At 70.5% G+C, this 19,853-nt stretch carries 19 protein-coding genes, 1 pseudogene and 1 riboswitch; of the genes and pseudogenes, 5 read left to right on the top strand and 15 right to left on the bottom strand.

Annotation, left to right across the window (positions count from 1 at the left end):
- Nucleotides 1-30: 30 nt before the first annotated feature.
- The 3 genes from QC385_RS41220 to QC385_RS41210 form a co-directional block, all read right to left on the bottom strand.
- The gene (locus tag QC385_RS41220) at nt 31-828 is read right to left on the bottom strand and encodes an alpha/beta fold hydrolase (RefSeq protein ID WP_279546541.1); all 798 of its coding nucleotides are present in this window, start codon (nt 826-828) and stop codon (nt 31-33) included.
- Nucleotides 829-931: 103 nt separating this feature from the next.
- Nucleotides 932-1,429, bottom strand: coding sequence for a DUF2267 domain-containing protein (locus tag QC385_RS41215; protein ID WP_279546540.1), 498 nt, complete (start codon nt 1,427-1,429; stop codon nt 932-934).
- Nucleotides 1,430-1,592: 163 nt separating this feature from the next.
- Nucleotides 1,593-2,015 (bottom strand): Hsp20/alpha crystallin family protein, encoded by a 423-nt coding sequence (locus QC385_RS41210; RefSeq protein ID WP_279546539.1) that lies wholly within the window; start codon nt 2,013-2,015, stop codon nt 1,593-1,595.
- Between the two features lie 207 nt (nt 2,016-2,222).
- Here QC385_RS41210 and QC385_RS41205 point away from each other — a divergent pair, with 207 nt between their 5' ends.
- Complete coding sequence (locus QC385_RS41205) at nt 2,223-2,525, top strand: hypothetical protein (RefSeq protein ID WP_279546538.1); 303 nt, start codon at nt 2,223-2,225, stop codon at nt 2,523-2,525.
- Between the two features lie 345 nt (nt 2,526-2,870).
- Entirely contained in the window at nt 2,871-4,319 is a 1,449-nt protein-coding gene (locus QC385_RS41200) for an alginate lyase family protein (RefSeq protein WP_279546575.1), read from the top strand.
- A 169-nt stretch (nt 4,320-4,488) separates the two neighbouring features.
- On the opposite strand, the gene QC385_RS41195 is transcribed toward QC385_RS41200, so the two are convergent.
- Nucleotides 4,489-6,006, bottom strand: coding sequence for an MFS transporter (locus tag QC385_RS41195; RefSeq protein WP_279546537.1), 1,518 nt, complete (start codon nt 6,004-6,006; stop codon nt 4,489-4,491).
- 97 nt (nt 6,007-6,103) lie between these two features.
- Nucleotides 6,104-7,444: a DUF445 domain-containing protein gene (locus QC385_RS41190; protein WP_443033112.1), complete on the bottom strand. Its 1,341-nt coding sequence runs from the start codon at nt 7,442-7,444 to the stop codon at nt 6,104-6,106.
- A 196-nt stretch (nt 7,445-7,640) separates the two neighbouring features.
- Between QC385_RS41190 and QC385_RS41185 the strand changes: the two genes are divergently transcribed.
- On the top strand, nt 7,641-8,975 hold the full coding sequence (locus tag QC385_RS41185) for an SGNH/GDSL hydrolase family protein (RefSeq protein WP_279546535.1): 1,335 nt from the start codon (nt 7,641-7,643) through the stop codon (nt 8,973-8,975).
- A gap of 146 nt (nt 8,976-9,121) precedes the next feature.
- Here QC385_RS41185 and QC385_RS41180 read toward each other — a convergent pair.
- From QC385_RS41180 to QC385_RS41165, 4 genes and pseudogenes are all read right to left on the bottom strand, one after another.
- Nucleotides 9,122-9,808: pseudogene (locus QC385_RS41180) on the bottom strand (DUF1707 SHOCT-like domain-containing protein); the annotation flags it as partial.
- Nucleotides 9,809-9,841: 33 nt separating this feature from the next.
- A complete protein-coding gene (locus tag QC385_RS41175; RefSeq protein WP_279546574.1) occupies nt 9,842-10,852 on the bottom strand; it encodes an ABC transporter ATP-binding protein in 1,011 nt (336 codons plus the stop codon).
- A 10-nt stretch (nt 10,853-10,862) separates the two neighbouring features.
- Entirely contained in the window at nt 10,863-11,684 is an 822-nt protein-coding gene (locus tag QC385_RS41170) for an ABC transporter permease (RefSeq protein WP_279546533.1), read from the bottom strand.
- Nucleotides 11,677-12,477: an ABC transporter permease gene (locus tag QC385_RS41165; RefSeq protein ID WP_279546573.1), complete on the bottom strand. Its 801-nt coding sequence runs from the start codon at nt 12,475-12,477 to the stop codon at nt 11,677-11,679. Before QC385_RS41165 ends, QC385_RS41170 begins: the two co-directional genes overlap by 8 nt.
- 499 nt (nt 12,478-12,976) lie before the next feature.
- Here QC385_RS41165 and QC385_RS41160 point away from each other — a divergent pair, with 499 nt between their 5' ends.
- On the top strand, nt 12,977-15,388 hold the full coding sequence (locus QC385_RS41160) for a transglycosylase domain-containing protein (RefSeq protein WP_279546532.1): 2,412 nt from the start codon (nt 12,977-12,979) through the stop codon (nt 15,386-15,388).
- A gap of 6 nt (nt 15,389-15,394) precedes the next feature.
- Here QC385_RS41160 and QC385_RS41155 read toward each other — a convergent pair whose 3' ends face one another.
- The 3 genes from QC385_RS41155 to QC385_RS41145 all read right to left on the bottom strand — a co-directional run bounded on the left by QC385_RS41155 (nt 15,395) and on the right by QC385_RS41145 (nt 16,600).
- On the bottom strand, nt 15,395-15,715 hold the full coding sequence (locus tag QC385_RS41155; protein WP_279546531.1) for a DMT family transporter: 321 nt from the start codon (nt 15,713-15,715) through the stop codon (nt 15,395-15,397).
- Between the two features lie 32 nt (nt 15,716-15,747).
- A riboswitch (guanidine-III (ykkC-III) riboswitch) is annotated at nt 15,748-15,815 on the bottom strand.
- A 54-nt stretch (nt 15,816-15,869) separates the two neighbouring features.
- On the bottom strand, nt 15,870-16,226 hold the full coding sequence (locus QC385_RS41150) for a GroES family chaperonin (RefSeq protein WP_010040015.1): 357 nt from the start codon (nt 16,224-16,226) through the stop codon (nt 15,870-15,872).
- Nucleotides 16,227-16,270: 44 nt separating this feature from the next.
- Nucleotides 16,271-16,600, bottom strand: a complete 330-nt coding sequence (locus QC385_RS41145) for a DUF3618 domain-containing protein (protein ID WP_279546530.1) — start codon at nt 16,598-16,600, stop codon at nt 16,271-16,273.
- 95 nt (nt 16,601-16,695) lie between these two features.
- On the opposite strand from QC385_RS41145, the gene bcp reads away from it, so the two are divergent.
- Complete coding sequence (gene bcp / locus QC385_RS41140; protein ID WP_279546529.1) at nt 16,696-17,172, top strand: thioredoxin-dependent thiol peroxidase; 477 nt, start codon at nt 16,696-16,698, stop codon at nt 17,170-17,172.
- 19 nt (nt 17,173-17,191) lie between these two features.
- Here bcp and QC385_RS41135 read toward each other — a convergent pair whose 3' ends face one another.
- The 3 genes from QC385_RS41135 to QC385_RS41125 are packed head-to-tail and all read right to left on the bottom strand — an operon-like array spanning nt 17,192 to nt 19,799.
- Nucleotides 17,192-17,923 carry an ATP-binding cassette domain-containing protein gene (locus QC385_RS41135; RefSeq protein WP_279546528.1) on the bottom strand — a complete coding sequence of 244 codons (732 nt, stop codon included), beginning with the start codon at nt 17,921-17,923 and terminating at the stop codon, nt 17,192-17,194.
- A complete protein-coding gene (locus tag QC385_RS41130; protein WP_279546572.1) occupies nt 17,920-18,516 on the bottom strand; it encodes a hypothetical protein in 597 nt (198 codons plus the stop codon). Before QC385_RS41130 ends, QC385_RS41135 begins: the two co-directional genes overlap by 4 nt.
- Nucleotides 18,516-19,799, bottom strand: a complete 1,284-nt coding sequence (locus QC385_RS41125; RefSeq protein ID WP_279546527.1) for a hypothetical protein — start codon at nt 19,797-19,799, stop codon at nt 18,516-18,518. The genes QC385_RS41130 and QC385_RS41125 overlap by 1 nt, the downstream gene beginning before the upstream one ends.
- Nucleotides 19,800-19,853: the final 54 nt, after the last annotated feature.

The raw sequence follows: 19,853 nt of genomic DNA, 5'->3' as shown, positions 1-19,853 counted from the left end.
TAGGACCTCGAGTTTGGTTGAGGTCAAGGGTCAGGTGCTGAAGGCCCTGATCGCCTCGTAGAGGCGGTCCGGCTGGTCCAGGTGGACGTCGTGGGCCGCGTCGGGGATGCGGCTGAGCCGGGTCTGCGGGCGGTGGGTGAGCATCGTGGCCGGTTCGTCGGGGCGCATGGTGCCGTGTTCGCCGTGGACGAGGAGGATGGGGCAGGTGATGCGGGACCACTCGGTCCAGTAGGCCGTGGTGGCCAGTTCGGCGACCGTGTCGATGATCGTGGTGCGGTCCCACCGCGGATACCAGCCGTCTTCCCGTTTCTCCAGGCCCCTCGCCCAGGCCTCGTGGCCCAGGAAGGCCTCCGCCTCGTCGAGGGACTTGAAGGGGATCGGCCAGCTGTCCAGCCAGGTCGCGATCTGTGCGGGGAGGTCCGGGGCCGGACCGGCCGGGCCCGCTTCGACCAGAATCAGGGACTTCACCAGGTGGGGGTGGGACGCGGCCAGCAGCAGGGCCGTGTGGCCGCCCAGGGACTGGCCCAGCAGGGTGACGGGGGCCAGGCCCAGTTGCCCGATCAGGGCTACGGCGTCCTGGACATGGGCCGCGCGGGTCGTGGTCGCCGGAGTGCGGGTGCTGGCGCCGTGGCCTCGGGCGTCGTACGTCACCACGCGGTGGCCGTCGGCCGACAACCGCGCGGCGAGCGTGTCCCACTCGCCCTGATGGCCTGCCAGGCCGTGCAGGAGGAGGAACGTGGCTGCGGGTTCCCCAGGGGGGTGGTGGTCCCTGTGGGCGAGGTGCGTGCCGTCGGGGGTGGTGAGGGTCGCGGACCTCGTACGGGTCAAGTGCCGGCTCCTGTCGGTCGCTTGGTCATCTGCCCGACGGCCACCTCCCGTTCGTCCGGGAGGTGGCCGTCGTACGCGGATCAGGAGCCTACGGCGCCGATCCCTACGACGCCGGGCTCAGGTCAGCCCGGCCGAACAGGAGGGCGTAGCCGACGGGGAGCTGGGCCAGGATGCGGGTCACCAGGTCGTCGCCGACCAGGGGCGGCAGCACGCTCAGGACCGAGCTGACGTCCCAGCGGGCCGTGGCGGGAGTCGCTCCCTCGATACGGGCCGCGACGGAGTCGACGAACTCGGCGGCGGTCAGCCGGCGCGTGGCCGGGATCTGGGAGGCGACCACCCTGGCGGCCTCCTCGGGCAGGGCACGGGCGAGGTCGACCCGTTCGTCGCCGATCACATGACCGCCGAGGGCGGACAGGACGATGCGGGTGACCCGCTCCGCCTCCGGCCTGGTGGGGTACTGGCCCGATTCCCGCACCGCTTCGATCAGCCGGGTCCAGGCGCTGTCGTCGCCTCGGGTGTCGTGGTTGCGCGGCGGGGCGGGGCTCAGGGTCTTCGGGGCCGTGAGAGCAGTCGTCACACTGGGCACCGTCGTCACGCTCATGTGCGGGTCTTCCTCCGGATCCGGTCCTGCGTCGCGGCGCCGGGCGGGGGGGGCCGGGGCGCGGGGTGGGTGTGGGGGGCGGGGGCTGTCCCGTGGGTGGGACGTCCTCGGGACAGCCCTCGTGGGTTGTGCGTGGGTGCGTGGGTACGGGCGTGCCGTGCCGTCAGCCGCTGAGCTGCTTGGGCCTGTCGCCGCCCGTGATCTGGATGCGGCGCGGCTTGGCCTGCTCGGCCACCGGGATGCGCAGGGTCAGCACGCCGGCCTCGTACGAGGCGTCGATGCGCTCCGTGTCCAGCGTCTCGCCGAGGAAGAGCTGGCGGGTGAAGCCGCCGGTGGGACGCTCGGCGACGAGCAGCTCCGCGTCCTCGGGGGCGGGAGACCTGCGCTCGGCTCGGACGTTCAGGACGTTGCGTTCGACGTCCAGCTCGATCGTCTCGGGGTCGATGCCGGGGAGGTCGAAGTGGACGAAGAAATCGTCCCCGGAGCGGTAGGCGTCCATCGCCATCGCCGACGGGCGGGTGGCGGGGCCGAAGACCTGCTGGGTGAGCCGGTCGAGTTCACGGAAGGGGTCCGTGCGCATGAGCATCACTGGTCACTCCTCTCCTCAGGCGCTGTCGGTGCGATGCCCTACGTTCTTCGCCTTCTTATATAGCTCGGAGCCGGAAACTTGACAAGCCTCGACTCAGGTTCGGGCGGCTTTGGGTAACGCGCCTTCCTGCGCCCCGGTGCTTGTGCCCTCGACCTGGGGAGTTAGCCTCAGAGATCGCTAACGGGGCAGGAGCAGGAGGCAGGAATGGCGAAGGTTCCGAGTGCGGTGATCGCAGCGAGCGGGCTCGTGGGCGGGTACGGCGTGGCCCGCTGGACCAGGCAGCGGCCGCTCGGCGGGGTCGTGCTCGCCGTCGCCGGGGTCACGGCCGCGCGGCAGTGGCGGCAGCAGGCCGGCGGAGTGGCCGCGGGGGCGTTGTCGGCCGCGTATGTCGCCGCCTTCGCCGGGTCCCATCCGCTGGCCAAGAAGGTGGGTGCCTGGCCTGCCGTGTTCGGGGTGGCGGGGGCCGTGGGCCTGACGTCCTGGGTCGTCGCCGACCGGCGCGGGTGAGGCGGGCCGGCGCTCCGGGCATTCGGTGTCCGGGGCGTGCCGCGCGCACAGCCAAGGCCGCGCGCACAGCGAAGAACCCCGGCCCTGAAACTCAGGGCCGGGGTTCTTGTCTGGAGCGCCGGGCAGGCCTTGCACCTGCATCTCCCCACAGGAAGTGGGGCGTCTTTCCTTGGACCACCAACGCATCGTCCGCCTGCCGGAGTCCGGCGACCGGATGCAGATCAACTATAGCGCAGTTTTCGTTATCGCCTTCGCCGTCCGGCCGTCTCCTCACCGTCCCCCGCAGGAACGCGACTTACGACGTTGAGGTACGACAACGTGACACGACAGATCAGCCGCCGGAGCATGCTGAAGGCCGCGGGCGCGGCAGCCGGAGCCGCCGGCATCGGTGTCGGCGCCGGTGTCGGTACGACCGCGCTCGCGAGCCCGGCCTTCGCCGCCGGCTCCGCCTTCGCTCACCCCGGGCTGCTGCACACCCGTACCGACCTGGACCGTATGGCGGCCAAGGTGAAGGCGGGCGCCAGACCCTATGCGGCCGGGTTCGCCAAGCTCACCGCCAACCGGCACGCGCAGAGCGGCTGGCGGGCCAATCCGCAGGCCACGGTGTACCGGGGGGAGGGTTCGCCCCAGAACTACGCGGTCCTCTACAACGACATCCACGCCGCCTACCAGAACGCCCTGCGGTACCACGTCAGCGGCGAGACCGCGCATGCCGACACCGCGGTGGCGATCCTCAACGCCTGGTCGGGGAAGCTGACGTCGGTCCAGGGCTCGGCCGACCGGTTCCTGGCCGCGGGGCTGTACGGCTACCAGTTCGCCAACGCCGCCGAACTCGTAAGGGACCACGGTGACTTCGCGCTCGGGCGGGCGCAGGACGTGATGCGGAACGTCTTCCATCCGCTCAGCGACAGTTTCCTGCGCGATCACAACGGCGCCGTCATCACCAACTACTGGCCCAACTGGGACCTGACGGCCATCGCCTGTGTGCTCGCCACCGGCATCTTCTGTGACGACCGTGCCGTGGTCGACCGGGCCGTCGAGTACTTCAAGCACGGGGACGGCATGGGGTCGGTCAGGCACGCCGTTCCCGTCGTGCACGACGACGGGCTCGCCGAGTGGGTCGAGGCCGGGCGGGACCAGGGGCACGCGCTGCTCGGTGTCGGGCTGATGGGCACGGTCTGCGAGATGGCGTGGAACCAGGGCATCGATCTCTACGGCTACGACGACAACCGCTTCCTCAAGGGGGCGCAGTACGTGGCGAAGTGGAGCCTGGGCGGGGATGTGCCGTACACGGCCAACACGCGGAAGAAGGGGGCGATCGGGGGGTGGTCGGGCAGTGAGACCGCTGCCGGGGCCGCGGGGGTGGATCCGGCCATGACCCGTCCGATCTGGGCGATGATCGCGAACCACTACACCAAGCGGCGGGGGTTGTCGGCGTCGTATGTGACGCGTGCGGCGGCCAAGGCCGCGCCGGAGGGTGGGGGCGGGGATTACGGGCCCAACAGTGGGGGTTACGACCAGTTGGGCTTCGGCACGTTGGCCTTCACGCGGGACAAGGCGACGGATCCGGCGGCGCCGTCGGCCCCTGCTTCGTCTGCTGCGACGTCCGGTGCCCGGCCTCAGACGGGTGCCACTCCGTCGGTCGCTGCCTCGCCCGCCTCGGGGCGGGACCTCGCCGCCACCGGTTCCGATGAGGTCGTCGGGTGGGCCGCCGCCGCAGGTGTCACCGCCGTTGCGGGTGGGTTGCTTCTGCTGCGACGGCGGGATCAGGTGCGGCGGGGTGGGGCCGAGTAGCGTCCGGCACGTTGCGGGGCGCTGGCGTTGTGGCCCGGGCACGGGTCGGGGCGCTCGCCCGCGCTGGCGGGGTGCCGCTCTCTGTGGGACGGGTGCCGCCCCAAGCGGCACGACTGCCCGCAGCCAAGTCGGCTGCGGGCAGTCACGGCGGCTCGCAGTCAGGCGAGCACTACACCGTCGCCGTCCTGGACTCGGTCGAGCCGGAGGCAGACGTGGAGTCGCTGTCTGCCTTGCCCACCGCCGCCGTCAGAGGCGTGGCGATGTCCTCCAGGGAACGGCGTTCCGCGCGCACCGCGAGGATCGCCGCTGTCAGGCCGGCCAGGCACATCAGGGTCGCGCCGATCTGGAAGGCGAGGACCGTGTCGCCGACCTTGCCCGTGCCGGTGAGGTCGGCGAAGAGGAGCGGGCCGCTGATGCCGCCGGCCGCCGTGCCGATGGCGTAGAAGAAGGCGATGGACATGGCGCGGGTCTCCATCGGGAAGACCTCGGAGACCGTCAGGTAGGCGCTGGACGCGCCCGCCGAGGCGAAGAACAGCACCGCGCACCAGCATGCGGTCAGCGTGGTCGCGCTGAGGGAGCCCTGGTCGAACAGCCAGGCCGTGCCGAAGAGGAGCAGGCCGGACAGCAGGTAGGTGCCGGAGATCATCACCCGGCGGCCCACCGTGTCGAAGAGCTTGCCCAGCAGCAGCGGGCCGCAGAAGTTGCCGAGTGCGATGACCGCGAAGTAGTAGCCGGTGCTGCCGCTCGGGACGTCGAAGAACGTCGTCAGGATCGCGCCGAAGCCGAAGGTGATGGCGTTGTAGAGGAACGCCTGGCCGATGAAGAGGGAGAAGCCGAGGATGGCGCGGCGGCGGTAGTCGGAGAAGACCGTGCGGCCGATCTCCAGGAAGGTGACGCTGCGGCGCTGGTGAATGGTGATCTCGCCCTCCGGGCGCGGCAGCGGTTCGCCGTTCTCCTCCTCGACCTTCCGTTCGATCGAGGAGACGATGCGTTCCGCTTCGTCGTCGCGGCCGTGGATCAGGAGCCAGCGGGGGCTCTCCGGGACGTGCCGGCGGACCAGGAGGATCACCAGGGCCAGGACCGCGCCGAGTGCAAAGGTGAGGCGCCAGCCGACGTTGGCCGCGAAGATGTCCGTGTCCAGGGCGACGATCGAGAGCAGGGAGCCGCCGACAGCGCCCAGCCAGAAGCTGCCGTTGATCATCAGGTCGACGCGGCCGCGGTACTCCTTGGGGATCAGCTCGTCGATCGCGGAGTTGATGGCCGCGTACTCGCCGCCGATGCCGAAGCCGGTGAGGAAGCGGAAGAGGAAGAACCACCAGGTGTCGAAGGCGACCGCGGTCAGGGCTGTGGCGCCGAGGTAGACCGCCAGGGTGATCATGAAGAGTTTTTTACGGCCCCACTTGTCGGTCAGCCGGCCCCAGAAGAGCGCGCCGGAGCAGGCTCCCGCCACATAGAGGGCGGCCGCGAGGCCGGTGACCTCGCCGGAGGTGATGGGCAGGCCGCTGCCGGGCTCCGACAGGCGGCTGGCGATGTTGCCTACGACGGTGACTTCGAGGCCGTCGAGGATCCACACGGTGCCGAGTCCGATGACGATCGTCCAGTGCCAGCGCGACCACGGGAGGCGGTCGAGGCGGGCTGGGATGTCGGTGGTCAGGGTTCGGCCGGTCCCGGCCTGTGCGGTGGTCATGGGCTCCCTCCCCGTCGAGAAGAACCCGGTTCGAGTGCCCTGAGCGGAATCGCTTACGCCCTGGCACCTCGCGCCACCGGCGTGTCACATCCCACGCTCACGCCCCCAGCGCGTGCGACACCGTGTAGATCAGCAGGCCGGCGAGCGAGCCGACCACCGTGCCGTTGATCCGGATGAACTGGAGGTCGCGGCCGATGTTCGCCTCGATCTTCCTCGTGGTGTGCTCGGCGTCCCAGCTCGCCACCGTGTCCGTGATCAGGGAGGTGATCTCCTTGCGGTAGGTGGTGACGACGTACACGGCCGCGTCCTCCACCCACTTGTCGACCTTGTCCTGCACCTTGCGCTCGGCCGCCATCCGGGAGCCAAGCGACAGCAGGGAGGCCCGTACGCGCAGCCGCAGCTCGCTGCGCTCGTCCTCCGCCGCCGCGACGATCATGGATCGTACGGCCGTCCAGGCGCTGGCGATGAGGTCCTGGACCTCGCCGCGGCCCAGCACCTCGCCCTTGAGCCGCTCGATGCGGGCGCGGGTGTCGGTGTCGGACTGGAGGTCGGAGGCGAAGTCGGTGAGGAAGCGGTCGAGGGCGCCGCGCGCGGGGTGGGCGGGCATGTCGCGCATCTCGGTGGCGAAGCGCAGGAGTTCCTTGTAGACGCGCTCGCCGACCTTGCGGTCGACGAACCTGGGCGTCCAGCCGGGGGCGCCGCCCTCCACGGCGTCCATCACCTCGTCGCGGTGCAGCACCAGCCAGTCGTGCGCGCGGGTGACGACCAGGTCGACGACCCGCTTGTGGCCGCCGTCGGCGACGACCTTCTCCAGCATCTTTCCGATGCCGGGTCCGATCTCCTGGGCGTTGGCACGGCGGGTGATCGCCTCGCCGACCACGGCCTGGACGTCGGAGTCGCGCAGGACGGTCAGGGCGCCGCGCAGGGCGGTGGACAGCTCCGCCGTGACGCGGTCGGCGTGCTCGGGGACGGCGAGCCAGGCGCCGAGGCGGCTGCCGATGCCGACGGCGCGCAGCCGCTGCCGTACGACGTCCTCGGAGAGGAAGTTCTCCCCGACGAACTCACCGAGGGAGACGCCGAGCTGGTCCTTCTTGGTGGGGATGATCGCGGTGTGCGGGATGGGGATGCCGAGGGGGTGGCGGAAGAGGGCGGTGACGGCGAACCAGTCGGCGAGCGCGCCGACCATGCCCGCCTCGGCGGCCGCCGCGACATAGGCCGCCCAGGGTCCGGCGCCGGAGTTCTGGGCCCACTTGGCGAGGATGTAGACCACGGCCACGAACAGCAGGAGCCCGGTGGCGGTGAGTTTCATGCGGCGAACGCCGCGCTGTTTCTCCTCGTCCGCCGGACTGAAGGTCGTCATCGCGCGGTTCGTGACGGCGCCCGGGCGGGCATGCTGCCCCCGGACACCGCCCTTTTCTTCCACTTTCGTACGTTCCATCCGCTCCACCCGCTTGGTGATCCCGCACACATTGTCCCTTCCTGACCGACTCCTGGAACGGATCAGGAGTTCCCGGCGTCTGTCGGGAGGGGGTAATGCCACGGGGGGTCCTGTGAGCTTCCCCCTGCCCATGACGCATCATGGGCACATCAGATCGGAGCCTGGGGCTCCCATCGCCCGAGGAGAACTACACAGCATGACCCGGGGTCGTGGTTACGCCCTTCTGGCCGGGCTGGTCGCAGCCATCGTGGCCCTTTCCACCGCCATATACGTCGGAGTGGCGTCCGACGACGGCACGCACAGCCGGAACGCCGTCACCGGCAGCCGCCTTCCGAACAACTCCGCCGCCCCCGCCTCCACCGGCACCTGGGTCGGCACCTGGTCCACCTCCCCGGCCGCGGCCGAGCCCGGCACGGAGACGACCGGCATGGCGGACCGTTCGGTGCGCAACGTCGTCCACACCAGCGTCGGCGGTACGAGTGCCCGCGTGACGCTGTCCAATCTCTACGGCCAGTCGCCGCTGAGCATCACGCAGGCCTCGATCGCGGTCGCCGCCGGCAGCGGTACGCCCGCGGCGCTCTCGGACACGATGCGGCAGCTGACCTTCAACGGCGGGCCGACGGTGGTCATCCCGCCCGGCCGCCAGGTGATGAGCGACGCCGTGCGCATCGTCATCCCGCCCGACGCGGACGTCCTGATCACCACGTACACGCCGACCAGCTCCGGCCCGGTGACGTACCACCCCCGCGCCAGGCAGGTCTCCTACGTCGCCCAGGGCGACCACACGGCTGACGCGACGGGAGCGCCGTACACCGAGCAGAGCCTGTACTGGCGTTACCTGACCGCGCTGGACGTGCTGAGCAACGAGGCCGACGGGACGGTCGTCGTCCTCGGCGACTCGCTCACCGACGGCATCACCTCCACCCTCGGCGCGAACAACAGGTGGACCGACGTCCTGTCCGACAGGCTACGCGCGGAGATCGCCGCCGGGCGGGACCTGCCGCGCTACAGCGTCGTCAACCAGGGCATCAGCGGGAACCGGGTCCTCACGGACGGGCTGGGCCGGCCGGCGGACAACCCCAGCGGGCTGAACCGCTTCGCGCGGGACGTGCTGGAGCGGACGAACGCCAAGGTCGTCGTCATCGACCTCGGGGTCAACGACATCCTGCGCAATCCGCGGCTCGCCGATCCGAACGCGATTCTCGGGGGCCTGCGCACGATGGTCGGGCAGGCGCACGCGCGGGGGCTGAAGGTCGTGGGGGCGACGCTGATGCCGTTCGGCGGGCACCGGGGGTACTCGGACGGGCGGGAAGCCGTGCGGCAGCAGATCAACGCGGAGATCCGCGCGGGGCGGGTCTTCGACGCGGTGGTCGACTTCGACAAGGCGCTGCGTGATCCTTACGACCCGCGGCGACTGCGGGCCGACTACGACTCCGGGGATCATCTGCATCCCAGTGACAAGGGGTACTCGCGGATGGCGGAGGCGTTTGATCTGGAGAGCCTGAAGGGGTCGGCGCCGGCGGAGCTGTAGGGCTGCCTGCTGTCGCGCACTGCCGCCGCCTGCGGGCAGTCGTGCCTCCCCCAGTGCCTCAAGGGCCTGGGAGGTGCCCCCAGGCGGCACGGGTGGGCGCAGGTGGCACCCCGCGGCGCCGGGCCGCGCAACGCCCCGGCTCAGTCCAGCTGGCGCCGCCCCGCCCGGCCGTCCAGCTTCTCCTGGCGGCGTTCCTCGCGGAGCCGCTGTTTCTCCGCCCGGGTCAGCTTTCGCTGGACTCCGACGCCGCCCCAGAAGGCGAAGCCGGTGATGATGACGCGCGGCGCTCCGGGGGCACCCGGGACGCCCTCCTCCTGGTGGTCGAAGCCGCCCATGACGCCGATGCCGCGGACGACGACCTCGACGCCGGGCGGGACGATGACGTCGATCCCGCCCATGATCGCGATGGCGTTGATCTCCACCTCGCGGTCCGCGAAGCGCGCCTCGCGCAGGTCGATCTCCCCACCGCCCCAGAAGGCGAAGCAGGTGAACCGCCGGGGCATCGTCCAGTGCCCCTTGCGCTGGAAGCCCGACATCACGGCGACGGCCCACGTCGAGCTTCCCTCACCACCGACGATCCGCCCGGACAGGTCCGAGCCGGCCGCCGGCTCCTTGGTCAGGGACACGGAGGGCGCGGTGAGACCTGGGGCCGGCAGGTCCCGGGTGATCGGCGCCAGTTCCCCGTACGTCCGCGCCTGGTACGTCGCGTCCAGCCGCTCCTCGAACTCCGCCATGTCGAGACGGCCCTCCGCGAGGGCGTCCCGCAGGATCTCGGCGACCCGTTCACGGTCGGCGTCGGAGGCGCGGAGGTCCGGGACTGAGTCGTCGGTCATACACAGCAGCCTACGAGTTACCCGTCCCGGGCACTATGCGGTCGCGCGCTCCGCGTACATCTTCGCGATCACCGCCTCGATGTCCGGCTCCCGCACCGACAGGTCCACCAGCGGGTACTGCGCCGCGATCCGCGCGACGAGCGGCGCCGCCGACTGCGCCGCCGGGAACGCCAGCCACTGCCGCGGGCCGTCCACCCGGACGACCCGGGCGGGTGCCGGGGCGTCGATCGGCGGCAGTTCCCGCTCCAGGTCCACCACCAGGATCCGCTCGCTCTCCCCCGCCTCGTGCAGCCCGGCGAGCGGGCCGTCGTACATCAGGCGCCCGTGGTCGATGACCATCACCCGCTTGCACAACTGCTCGATGTCCTGGAGGTCGTGCGTGGTCAGCAGCACCGTCGTGCCGCGCTCGGCGTTCAACTCCCGCAGGAACTCCCGCACCTTGGACTTCGACACGACGTCGAGGCCGATGGTCGGCTCGTCGAGGTACAGCACCTCCGGGTCGTGCAGCAGTGCCGCCGCGATGTCGCCGCGCATGCGCTGCCCGAGCGAGAGCTGCCGTACCGGCACGTCCAAGAGGTCGCCCAGGTCGAGGAGTTCGACCAGACGGTCGAGGTTCTCGCGGTAACGGGCGTGCGGGATCCGGTACATGCGGTGCATCAGCCGGTACGAGTCGACCAGCGGGAGGTCCCACCACAGCGTCGTACGCTGCCCGAACACCACACCGATGCGGTGCGCGAGCCGCATGCGGTCGCGGGAGGGGTCGATGCCGGCGACCCGGAGCCGGCCGGCGCTCGGTGTGAGGATGCCGGTCAGCATCTTGATCGTGGTCGACTTGCCGGCGCCGTTCGGGCCGATGTAGCCGACCATCTCGCCGCGTTCCACGCGGAAGGAGATCGAGTCGACGGCCCTCACCTGCCGCCGCTCCCGCTTCATGAAGCCGGTCTTCTTGCGCACGTCGAAGACCTTCTCGACGCCGTCGAGTTCGATGAATCCGCTGTCCGTTCCGGTCGACCCGTCGTCCACTCCGGCCGGCCCGCTGTCCACCCCGGTCACCTCAACTCCCCGTACTCCGGTAGGAACGAAGCCCCACCCGCCACGCCATCCCCGCCAGCGCGCAGCAGGCCACCGCCACCAGCGGCGACGCGAAGGCCGTCCACTGCGGCAGCTCGACCGGGTACGGCCGGCCCAGCACATGGGCGGCGGGGACCCAGTTGACGAAGGCGAGCGGCAGCATGAAGGTCACGCCGCGCACCAGGTCCTTCCCGAACACGGTCGGCGGATACTGGAGCAGCGTCGTCCCGCCGTACGTGAACGCGTTCTGCACCTCCGCGGCGTCCTGGGCGAAGATCTGGAAGGCCGCGCCCGCCACGAACACCGCCGAGAAGATCGCCGCACCGCTGACCATCATCACCGGCACCAGCAGCGCCTTCGGCGCACTCCAGTCGACGTCGACCGAGGCCAGCGCCCAGCCCAGTACCACCGCGCCCTGGGTGATCCGGCCCAGGCGGCGCAGCGCGAAGCGGTCGGCGCCGACCTGGGCGAGCACCGGCGCAGGACGCACGAGCAGGATGTCGAACGAGCCGTCACGCATCCGGGCGCCCAGGACGTCCATCGAGCCCAGCACCAGGTCGGCGATCCCGAACGCCGTCACCGACAGCCCGTACAGGAACGCGATCTCGGGCAGGGACCAGCCGCCCAGCGAGTCGACCTGCGAGAACATCAGCAGGATCCCCACGAAGTCCAGGCCGGTCACCATCAGGTTGCCGAACACCGTGACGACGAAGGAGGTGCGGTAGGTCATGCTGGACCGCACCCACATCCCGGCGATCAGCCGGTAGGCCCGCAGCCCCTCCAGCAGGACGCTCCGCTCAGCCACCCTGCACCACCACCCGCCGCGTCGCGGCCGACTGCAACAGCCGCCCCGCCGCCAGCAGCGCCACCGCCCACGCCGCCTGGAAGGCGAACGCCCCGAGCGGGTCGGTCTCCCCCATCAGCACGTCCGCCGGCATCTGGATCTGCGCCGCCCACGGCAGCACCCGCACGATGTCGCCGAACACGCCAGGGAAGGCGTTCAGCGGCAGCACCATGCCCGAGAAGAAGACCCCCGTGATCATCAGCACCTGGTTGACGCCCATGCCGTCCATGAGCCAGAACACGCTCAGAGCCGCCAGGTAGCGGATCGCGAAGCTGACGACCGTCGCCAGCAGGAGCGTGACCGCGAAGGCCGCCCAGGGCGTGACCGACGTCGGCAGCGCCATGGGGAAGAAGACCGCGCCGAACACGAACGGGATGACGCCCCGCCCCAGCATCTGGAACAGCGCCCGCCCCACGTCGCCCGCCAGCCACCACAGCTGGAGATCGGCCGGCCGGTACAGGTCGACGGCGATCTCGCCGGTGCGGATGCGCTCCATCAGGTCCTTCTCGGCTCCGCCGCCCTGGATGGCCAGCGTCGCGTAGAGGCACTGCCCCAGCCACACATAGGTCACGGCCTGCGCCTGGTCGTACCCCCCGAGATGCGGCCGTTCCTCCCAGAGCGCCAGGTAGGTGTAGACGAGGATGAGGCCGAAGACCGTGTTGGTGAACACCCCGGCCACCGTGGCCGCCCGATACGTCGCGTACCGCCGGAAGCCCCCCGCCGCGACGGCCGCGTACAACCGCGCCGAGCCCACCACCCCAGCCCTCCTCGCCGCACGGCACCGAAGCGCAGGAGCCTAGTGGACCGGCGATCACGCGTGCCAGGCAATTTCGAGGAGCGGCGCATGCGTCGGGGACGAGTGCGCACCGGCCCAGACGGTACGATCCGTTGCGTCCGCGTGGGCCGAGGCGCCCGTGGCCGGGGCGAACAGCACGGCGGCGGTGCCGGCCGGGACGGAGCGTACGAGCCGTCGCACCCACGGTCGTGTCCCCCTTCGGGCGAATGTCGCGCAGGTCCGGGCGGCTGTCGCGCAGGCGAGATCGCGATTCGGGCAGGCGTGCGGAACAGCGCGGTTCACCCTGCGCCCGCCCGCGCGCCCGACCGCACACGGCCCGTCCCGCCCCACGGCTCACGACACGGCCCTCGGTCAGGGAACTGATCGCCGGATGGGACAGTCTTCATCACAGGGGCGCAAGAGCGAGCAGAGACGTACGGGAACGACGTACGACGCGAAACAGGAGTCCGTGCACGACATGAGTGACGAGCCTCAGCCGCAGCAGCCGACACCGGGCTGGGCACCGAGCCAGCCGCAGGCGGACGGCGACCCGAACGCGCCGGAGGCCCGGCCTGCCGGGAAACCGAAGCGGACCGGCTGGCGCCGGATCATCCCGACCTGGCGTATGACGCTCGGCGCCTTCATCATCGTCGCCCTGCTGCTGGTCGGCGGCTTCTTCCTCGGCTACTCGCTGGTGAAGATCCCGCCGGCCAACGCGCTCGCCACGAAGCAGGCCAACGTCTACCTCTACGCGGACGGTTCCGTGATCGCCCGCGACGGCGAGATCAACCGGGAGAACGTCTCGCTCCCGCAGATCTCCAAGGACGCCCAGCACGCGATCCTGGCCGCGGAGGACCGCGACTTCTACACCGAGTCCGCCGTCGACCCCAAGGCCATGGTCCGCGCCGCCTGGAACACGGCCCTCGGCAAGGGCAAGCAGTCCGGCTCCACGATCACCCAGCAGTACGTGAAGAACTACTACCTGCGCCAGGAGCAGACCGTCACACGCAAGGCCAAGGAGTTCTTCATCGCGATCAAGCTGGACCGCGAGCAGAGCAAGAACCACATCCTCGAGGGCTACCTCAACACCAGCTACTTCGGCCGCAACGCCTACGGCATCCAGGCCGCCGCCCAGGCCTACTACGGCATGGACGCCAGGGACCTCGACCCGGCCCGCGGCGCCTACCTCGCCGCGCTCGTCAACGCCCCCAGCCAGTACGACGTCGTCGCCCACCCCGAGAACCGCAAGGCCGCCGAGTCCCGCTGGAACTACGTCCTGGACGGCATGGTCAAGAAGGGCTGGCTCAGCGAGTCGAAGCGGGCCGGCATGAAGTTCCCGATGCCGAAGGAGTCCACCCTCTCCACCGGCATGTCCGGGCAGCGCGGCTACATCGTCCGGACCGTCAAGGACTACCTCACCCAGAACAAGATCATCGACGAGAATCAGCTCGACGCCGGCGGCTACCGCATCACCACGACGCTCCAGAAGCCCCGGCAGGACGCCTTCGTGAAGGCCGTCAACGACAAGCTGATGGACAAGCTGGACAAGAAGAACAACAAGGTCGACACCTACGTCCGCGCGGGCGGCGCCGCCGTCGACCCCAAGACCGGCAAGGTCGTGGCGATGTACAACGGCGTCGACTACGTCAAGCAGTACACCCCGAACGCCACCCGCAGGGACTTCCAGGTCGGCTCCACCTTCAAGCCGTTCGTGTTCACCTCGGCCGTCGAGAACGACTCGCAGACCCAGGACGGCCGCCCGATCACCCCGTACACGATCTACGACGGCACCAACAAGCGCTCCGTCCAGGGCTGGACCGGCGACCCGTACGCCCCGGAGAACGAGGACCAGGTCTCCTACGGCGACATCACCGTCACCGAGGCCACCGACAAGTCCGTGAACTCGGTGTACGCGCAGATGGCCGCCGACGTCGGCCCCCAGAAGGTCAAGCAGACCGCGATCGACCTCGGCGTCCCCGAGGCCACCCCCGACCTCGCCGACGGCCCCGCCATCGCGCTCGGCACCGCCACCGCCAGCGTCCTCGACATGGCGGAGGCGTACGCCACGCTCGCCAACCACGGCCGGCACGGCACGTACACGATGGTCGAGAAGGTCACCAAGGAAGGCACGCCGGTCCAGCTGCCCGAGCGGCGCACCCGGCAGGCCGTGAGCCGCGAGGCCGCCGACACCACCACCTCGGTCCTGCGCAGCGTCGTCCAGAACGGCACGGCCTCCGCCGCGCAGGCCGCGGGCCGCCCCGCCGCGGGCAAGACCGGCACCGCCGAGGAGGACACGGCGGCCTGGTTCGCGGGCTACACCCCCGACCTCGCCACGGTCGTCTCCGTCATGGGCCAGGACCCGGTCACCGCCGCCCACAAGTCGCTGTACGGCGCGATGGGCCAGGACCGCATCAACGGCGGCGGGGCACCGGCCGAGATCTGGGCCCAGTTCACCCGGGACGCCCTGAAGGACGAGCCGGTCACCGACTTCGACCTCAGGCTCGCCCCGGGCTCCGACGTCCCGCAGGCCCCCGGCACCGAGGCCCCGGCCGACCCGACCACGGGCGGCACCACCGACGGCGGCGGCACGTCCACCGGCGGCCAGGACGACGGCACCGAAACGCCCGGCCAGAGCCCGAGCGCCCCCGAGGGGCAGAATCAGGGCCAGACCGACGGCGGCACCACCGACGGCGGCACGGGCGACGAGTCCCCGACCGGCGGCGGCACCGCGGACGGCGGGACCGGCGACGGCGGCACCGCCACCGACGGCGGCACGGGCGACGGCGGCACGACGGAGGGCGGCGGCGACGAGACCGACGACGGCGCGACGGGCGGCCCCACGGGCCCCGGCTGGGGCGTGGTCCCGCAGGGCTCGCGTCGCGGCGAATAAGTCAGCTCAGTGACCCGAGGTCGCCTTCAGCCCCACCACGGCGACCAGCAACAGGCACACGAAGAAGATCCGGGCGGCGGTGGCCGGCTCCCCCAGCACGGCCATGCCGAACACCGCCGCCCCGGCCGCCCCGATGCCCACCCACACGCCGTAGGCGGTACCGATGGGCAGGGTCTTGGCCGCGTGGGACAGCAGCAGCATGCTGGCGACGATGCCGGCACCGGTGAGAACGCTGGGGAGCGGGCGCGTGAAACCGTCGGTGTACTTCATACCGACGGACCACCCGACTTCGAGCAGACCGGCGACGACGAGCAGAACCCAGGCCATGACGGCACCTCCGGGAAACGGGCTGACGGTGCGGTGCGTCGTCTTTGCCTTCGACCCGGTACGGCGCGTCTCGTCGGGGGTTACTCCAACGTAGCAAAGCAAGGCGAAGGGGCCGGTGACTCCCGTCACCGGCCCCTTCGCGCTGCTGTGCGGACTACAGATACAGGCCCGTCGAGTCCTCGGAGCCCTCGAACCGGTCCGCTGCCACGGCGTGCAGATCACGCTCGCGCATGAGCACGTACGCGATACCGCGCACCTCGACCTCGGCACGGTCCTCCGGGTCGAACAGAACCCGGTCGCCCGGCTCGACGGTCCGTACGTTCTGCCCCACCGCGACGACCTCGGCCCAGGCCAGCCGCCGGCCGACCGCCGCCGTGGCGGGGATCAGGATGCCGCCGCCGGAACGCCGCTCGCCCTCGCTGGTGTCCTGCCGCACGAGTACGCGGTCGTGCAGCATCCGGATGGGCAGCTTGTCGGGATGGGTGCTGTGCTCGTTTCTCTTGGCGCTCACGCCCTGAAACCTACCTGTCTTCCCCGTGAACGTAAGCGGTCGGGTCAGCCCTTGCGCCGCCGCGTGCTGACGGCGAGCAGTCCGACCACTCCGACGACGACGAGCGCGACGGGCACGACCCGCTCCAGGCGCGGCGCCCCGTCCTCGTCCACGAACCGCGACCGCACCTCGGTGACGGCCCGGTTGACCTCCACATAGGCCCGCCCGAGGGTGTGATCGATGTTGGACGCGACCTTGGCCTTCGCGTCCCCGACGATCGTCTTCGGGTGCACCCGCACCCCGATCTCGTCCAGGGTCTCGGCCAGGGTCTCGCGGCGGCGCCTGATGTCCGCCTCGATCTGCGCCGGGGTCCTGGTGTCCGCCGTGTCCGCCACCGTGTCGCCTCCGAAGTCGGTGTGAAGCCTGTGCGGGACAGTCTGTCAGCTCCGCGGCTCGTCCCACTGTCAGGACCCCCGGTTACGCTGGCCCGATGAGCGAGCGACTCCAGCCGGGGGACGTGGCCCCCGCCTTCACCCTGCCAGACGCCGACGGCACCGAGGTGTCCCTGTCGGACCACAAGGGCCGCAAGGTCATCGTGTACTTCTACCCGGCCGCCCTCACCCCCGGCTGCACCAAGCAGGCCTGCGACTTCACGGACAACCTGGAGCTGCTGACCGGCGCGGGCTACGAGGTGATCGGCATCTCCCCCGACAAGCCCGAGAAGCTGGCCAAGTTCCGCGACAAGGAGTCCCTGAAGGTCACGTTGCTGGCCGACCCGGACAAGCAGGTCCTGGAGTCGTACGGCGCCTTCGGCGAGAAGAAGAACTACGGCAAGACCTACATGGGCGTCATCCGCTCCACGATCGTCGTGGACGAGGAGGGCAGGGTCGAGCGCGCGCTGTACAACGTCCGGGCGACGGGGCACGTGGCGAAGATCATCAAGGATCTGGGGATCCAGGACACGTGACCCGGCTCGCCTGAGCGGGTCAGGCCGACTCGAGCAGGGTCGTATAAGCCCCTTCGGCGGCCCGGCCCTGCGCCGTACCGGGCGGAGTGTGGGCGAGGAACTCGCCGGTCGAACCGTTCTGCACGAGACGCCCGCCCACCAGTACAGACACATGATCGGCCTCTTCGGCGAGATCGGTCACGTCATGCGTGGACAGCAGGATGCGGACCTCGTCCTTGACCGAGCCCAGGAGATCGCGGAAAACCCGTCGCTGACGTGGGTCCATACCGGCCGTGGGTTCGTCCAGGAGGAGCACCCTTGCCTCGTGGACCAGGGCACAGGCCACCCCCACCCGCCTCAGCTGGCCGCCCGAGAGCCGGCTGGTGCGCGTGTCGGCGCGCTCCGACATCTCGACACGGGACAGCGCCCGAGGAGCGTTGGCCCAGGCATCGCCCCTGCTCATTCCCTTCAGCCAGCCCACATAGGCGACGTACTCGCGTGCCGTGAGCGAGGGCAGGGGGGTGATGTTCTGCGGCATCCAGGCCACCGTCCGCCGGTAGTCCTTGCTCTTCGCGTCGAGTCCGTCCCACGTCACGGTTCCCCGCTGCGGAGCGGTGACGGCAGCGGCCAGCTGCAACATGGTGGACTTTCCGGCCCCGTTCGGTCCGAGAAGGATGGTCAGTCCGTCCGGAAGGCGGTAGCTGAAGTCCTTCAGCACGGCAGCCCGCCGTCGGCCGTAGGCGAAAGTGCAGGAATCGAGAACAAGCGTCATGCGGCTCTCCGTGCGAAGCGGGTCGGTGAAAGGAGGTGGGCACCCACGCCGACGGTGAGCATCAAGACGGCTCCCGTCGTGGCGTACCAGGTGCCGGGCGGTTCGAGGAGGACGGTCCACGGATAGGCGTCACCGGGCGCTCTCATGCCGAACAGCACGCCGAGCAGCGGCCACAGTGCGGGAACGAGGACCGCGGATCTCCCGAAGAGAGCCCCGCACAACAGCGTGAGGCCGGCGAGGAAGGCCGTGTTGCGGCCCAGTGTCTCGGCCGACGCTGCCCCGGTGACCATGGCGATCACCTCACCCACAGCGCATGCGAGGGCCACCACACCGAGCGAGAGCAGGACGTCGAAGGATCTGACGGGCCGGATTCCGGTGTTCTCGGCGGCGTCCAGCCGGGTGTGCAGACAGTCGAAGAGGACCGAGGTCAGCACGAGCGGGACCAGTGTGGCGGCCTGCACGATCTCGGAGCCGCCGGACCAGATGGACGGCAGGAAGAGGGGGGTGTCCTGAACGATCGCCGCCAGCAGCGCGAACATCAGGAAGCCCAGGGGCAGCCGAGTGTGGGCGCGGCGGGCACGCAGCCACCACATCACGTTGTCTTCCCGTCTTCCTCGCAGGCCTCCGCCACGGTCTTCTCGTACCAGTCCAGTTGCCGGTCCTTGCTCAACCGCAGGACCTTCCCCACTCCGTCCTGGATCCGGCTGCGTTCCTGAGGGGTGAAATCGGGCTCGGAGCTGAGCCGTCTCAAGTAGGTGTCCGCCTGCCCGACCTTGGAGGACACCCAGAAGTAGACCTGGCGGGCGGGACCGGTGGCGGGAGGGGCGCATTCGAAACGCACCACTTCGCGGGCGATCTGGTAGCGGACGGTGCCGGTGGCCTCGCCCACCCCGAGCGGGACGGTCCAGTCGTCCTCGGTGGACGGTTCGGGATACCGGAGGCTGAGGGAAGTGTCCGCGATGGAAGCCGGCTCGGCGGGCAGACCGGCTCGTCTCAGGGTTTCCAGCGTGGCCTCCGCTTCCTCGGTGAGAAAGGAGATGTGCTGGGCGCGCGCCTCGGGCAGACAGATGCGGGGGGACTGCCCGGCGCAGGCGACCGTGCCGTGACCGGTGCTCCGCGGGCCTATGTAGCTCCAGTTGCCGACCAAGGAGAACGAGCCGAACGCGCAGACGAAGACGAGTGCTGCCGCGACGGCTCCTCGGAACCAGCGGGAAACGGGCGCCCACAGCAGGGCCATGGCGCAGGCGGAGCCGACGGCGAGCAGGAGGGGAGCCGCGAGGGCGGCGGGGGTGGGCAGTTCACCGAACATCATCTTTCCGGCGAAGAGGCCGGTGAGGTGCCGGGGCCACGGTGTCTCCAGTCCCGTGGACCAGCCGACGGCCAGGAAGTCGGTGACCGCGATGATGGGCACCACGGCGATGTGCCGGACGGTGGCTCCGACGGCGAATCCGACGATGCCGTGGGCGACGCAGAGCACCAGCGCGAACGCCAGCAGCGTGAGGCCGGGCAGGTCGGGTGCGACCTGCTCCTGAGCAAGGGCGCACAGCGTGGGGAGGACGAGGAGCAGCCAGGCCAGTACGACGACGGGAGCCAGGTGCTGTGCGGCGACGGTGTAGCGGGATCGCACCGCGCCCAGCCCCCAGATTCCGGAGGCTCCCAGCTTGCGCGCCTCCCAGGCGGCGAGACCCGAGGCGACCGCGAAGGCCACGGGCAGCAGGTTGCGCAGCACCGCGTCGACCACGGTGGCGGAGTAGCCCAGCGGATCGATACGGAGGTCGTCACCGAGATCGGTGGCGTAGTAGGCGAACACGAGAAGCAGGGCGACAGGCGCGACCCGCAGCGCGCTGCTGGACCTGATGAGTGTGAGGGGTTTCACTTCTTGGCTTCCTGGAGCGGTCCGAAAAGGGGGCGTGGTGCCTCGCCGTCAGCG

This window comes from Streptomyces sp. DH10 (assembly GCF_029813805.1).
Lineage (GTDB): Bacteria > Actinomycetota > Actinomycetes > Streptomycetales > Streptomycetaceae > Streptomyces > Streptomyces coeruleofuscus.
This window is presented reverse-complemented; position numbering and strand designations above follow the sequence as displayed.

Bases quoted from the DNA above. Each gene is read 5' to 3' on its own strand.
- QC385_RS41215 (WP_279546540.1), bottom strand. From the start codon at position 1,429: ATGAGCGTGACGACGGTGCCCAGTGTGACGACTGCTCTCACGGCCCCG.
- QC385_RS41210 (WP_279546539.1), bottom strand. From the start codon at position 2,015: ATGCTCATGCGCACGGACCCCTTCCGTGAACTCGACCGGCTCACCCAG.
- QC385_RS41205 (WP_279546538.1), top strand. From the start codon at position 2,223: ATGGCGAAGGTTCCGAGTGCGGTGATCGCAGCGAGCGGGCTCGTGGGC.
- QC385_RS41200 (WP_279546575.1), top strand. From the start codon at position 2,871: ATGCTGAAGGCCGCGGGCGCGGCAGCCGGAGCCGCCGGCATCGGTGTC.
- QC385_RS41195 (WP_279546537.1), bottom strand. From the start codon at position 6,006: ATGACCACCGCACAGGCCGGGACCGGCCGAACCCTGACCACCGACATC.
- QC385_RS41190 (WP_443033112.1), bottom strand. From the start codon at position 7,444: ATGGAACGTACGAAAGTGGAAGAAAAGGGCGGTGTCCGGGGGCAGCAT.
- QC385_RS41185 (WP_279546535.1), top strand. From the start codon at position 7,641: ATGACCCGGGGTCGTGGTTACGCCCTTCTGGCCGGGCTGGTCGCAGCC.
- QC385_RS41160 (WP_279546532.1), top strand. From the start codon at position 12,977: ATGAGTGACGAGCCTCAGCCGCAGCAGCCGACACCGGGCTGGGCACCG.
- QC385_RS41155 (WP_279546531.1), bottom strand. From the start codon at position 15,715: ATGGCCTGGGTTCTGCTCGTCGTCGCCGGTCTGCTCGAAGTCGGGTGG.
- bcp (WP_279546529.1), top strand. From the start codon at position 16,696: ATGAGCGAGCGACTCCAGCCGGGGGACGTGGCCCCCGCCTTCACCCTG.
- QC385_RS41135 (WP_279546528.1), bottom strand. From the start codon at position 17,923: ATGACGCTTGTTCTCGATTCCTGCACTTTCGCCTACGGCCGACGGCGG.
- QC385_RS41130 (WP_279546572.1), bottom strand. From the start codon at position 18,516: ATGTGGTGGCTGCGTGCCCGCCGCGCCCACACTCGGCTGCCCCTGGGC.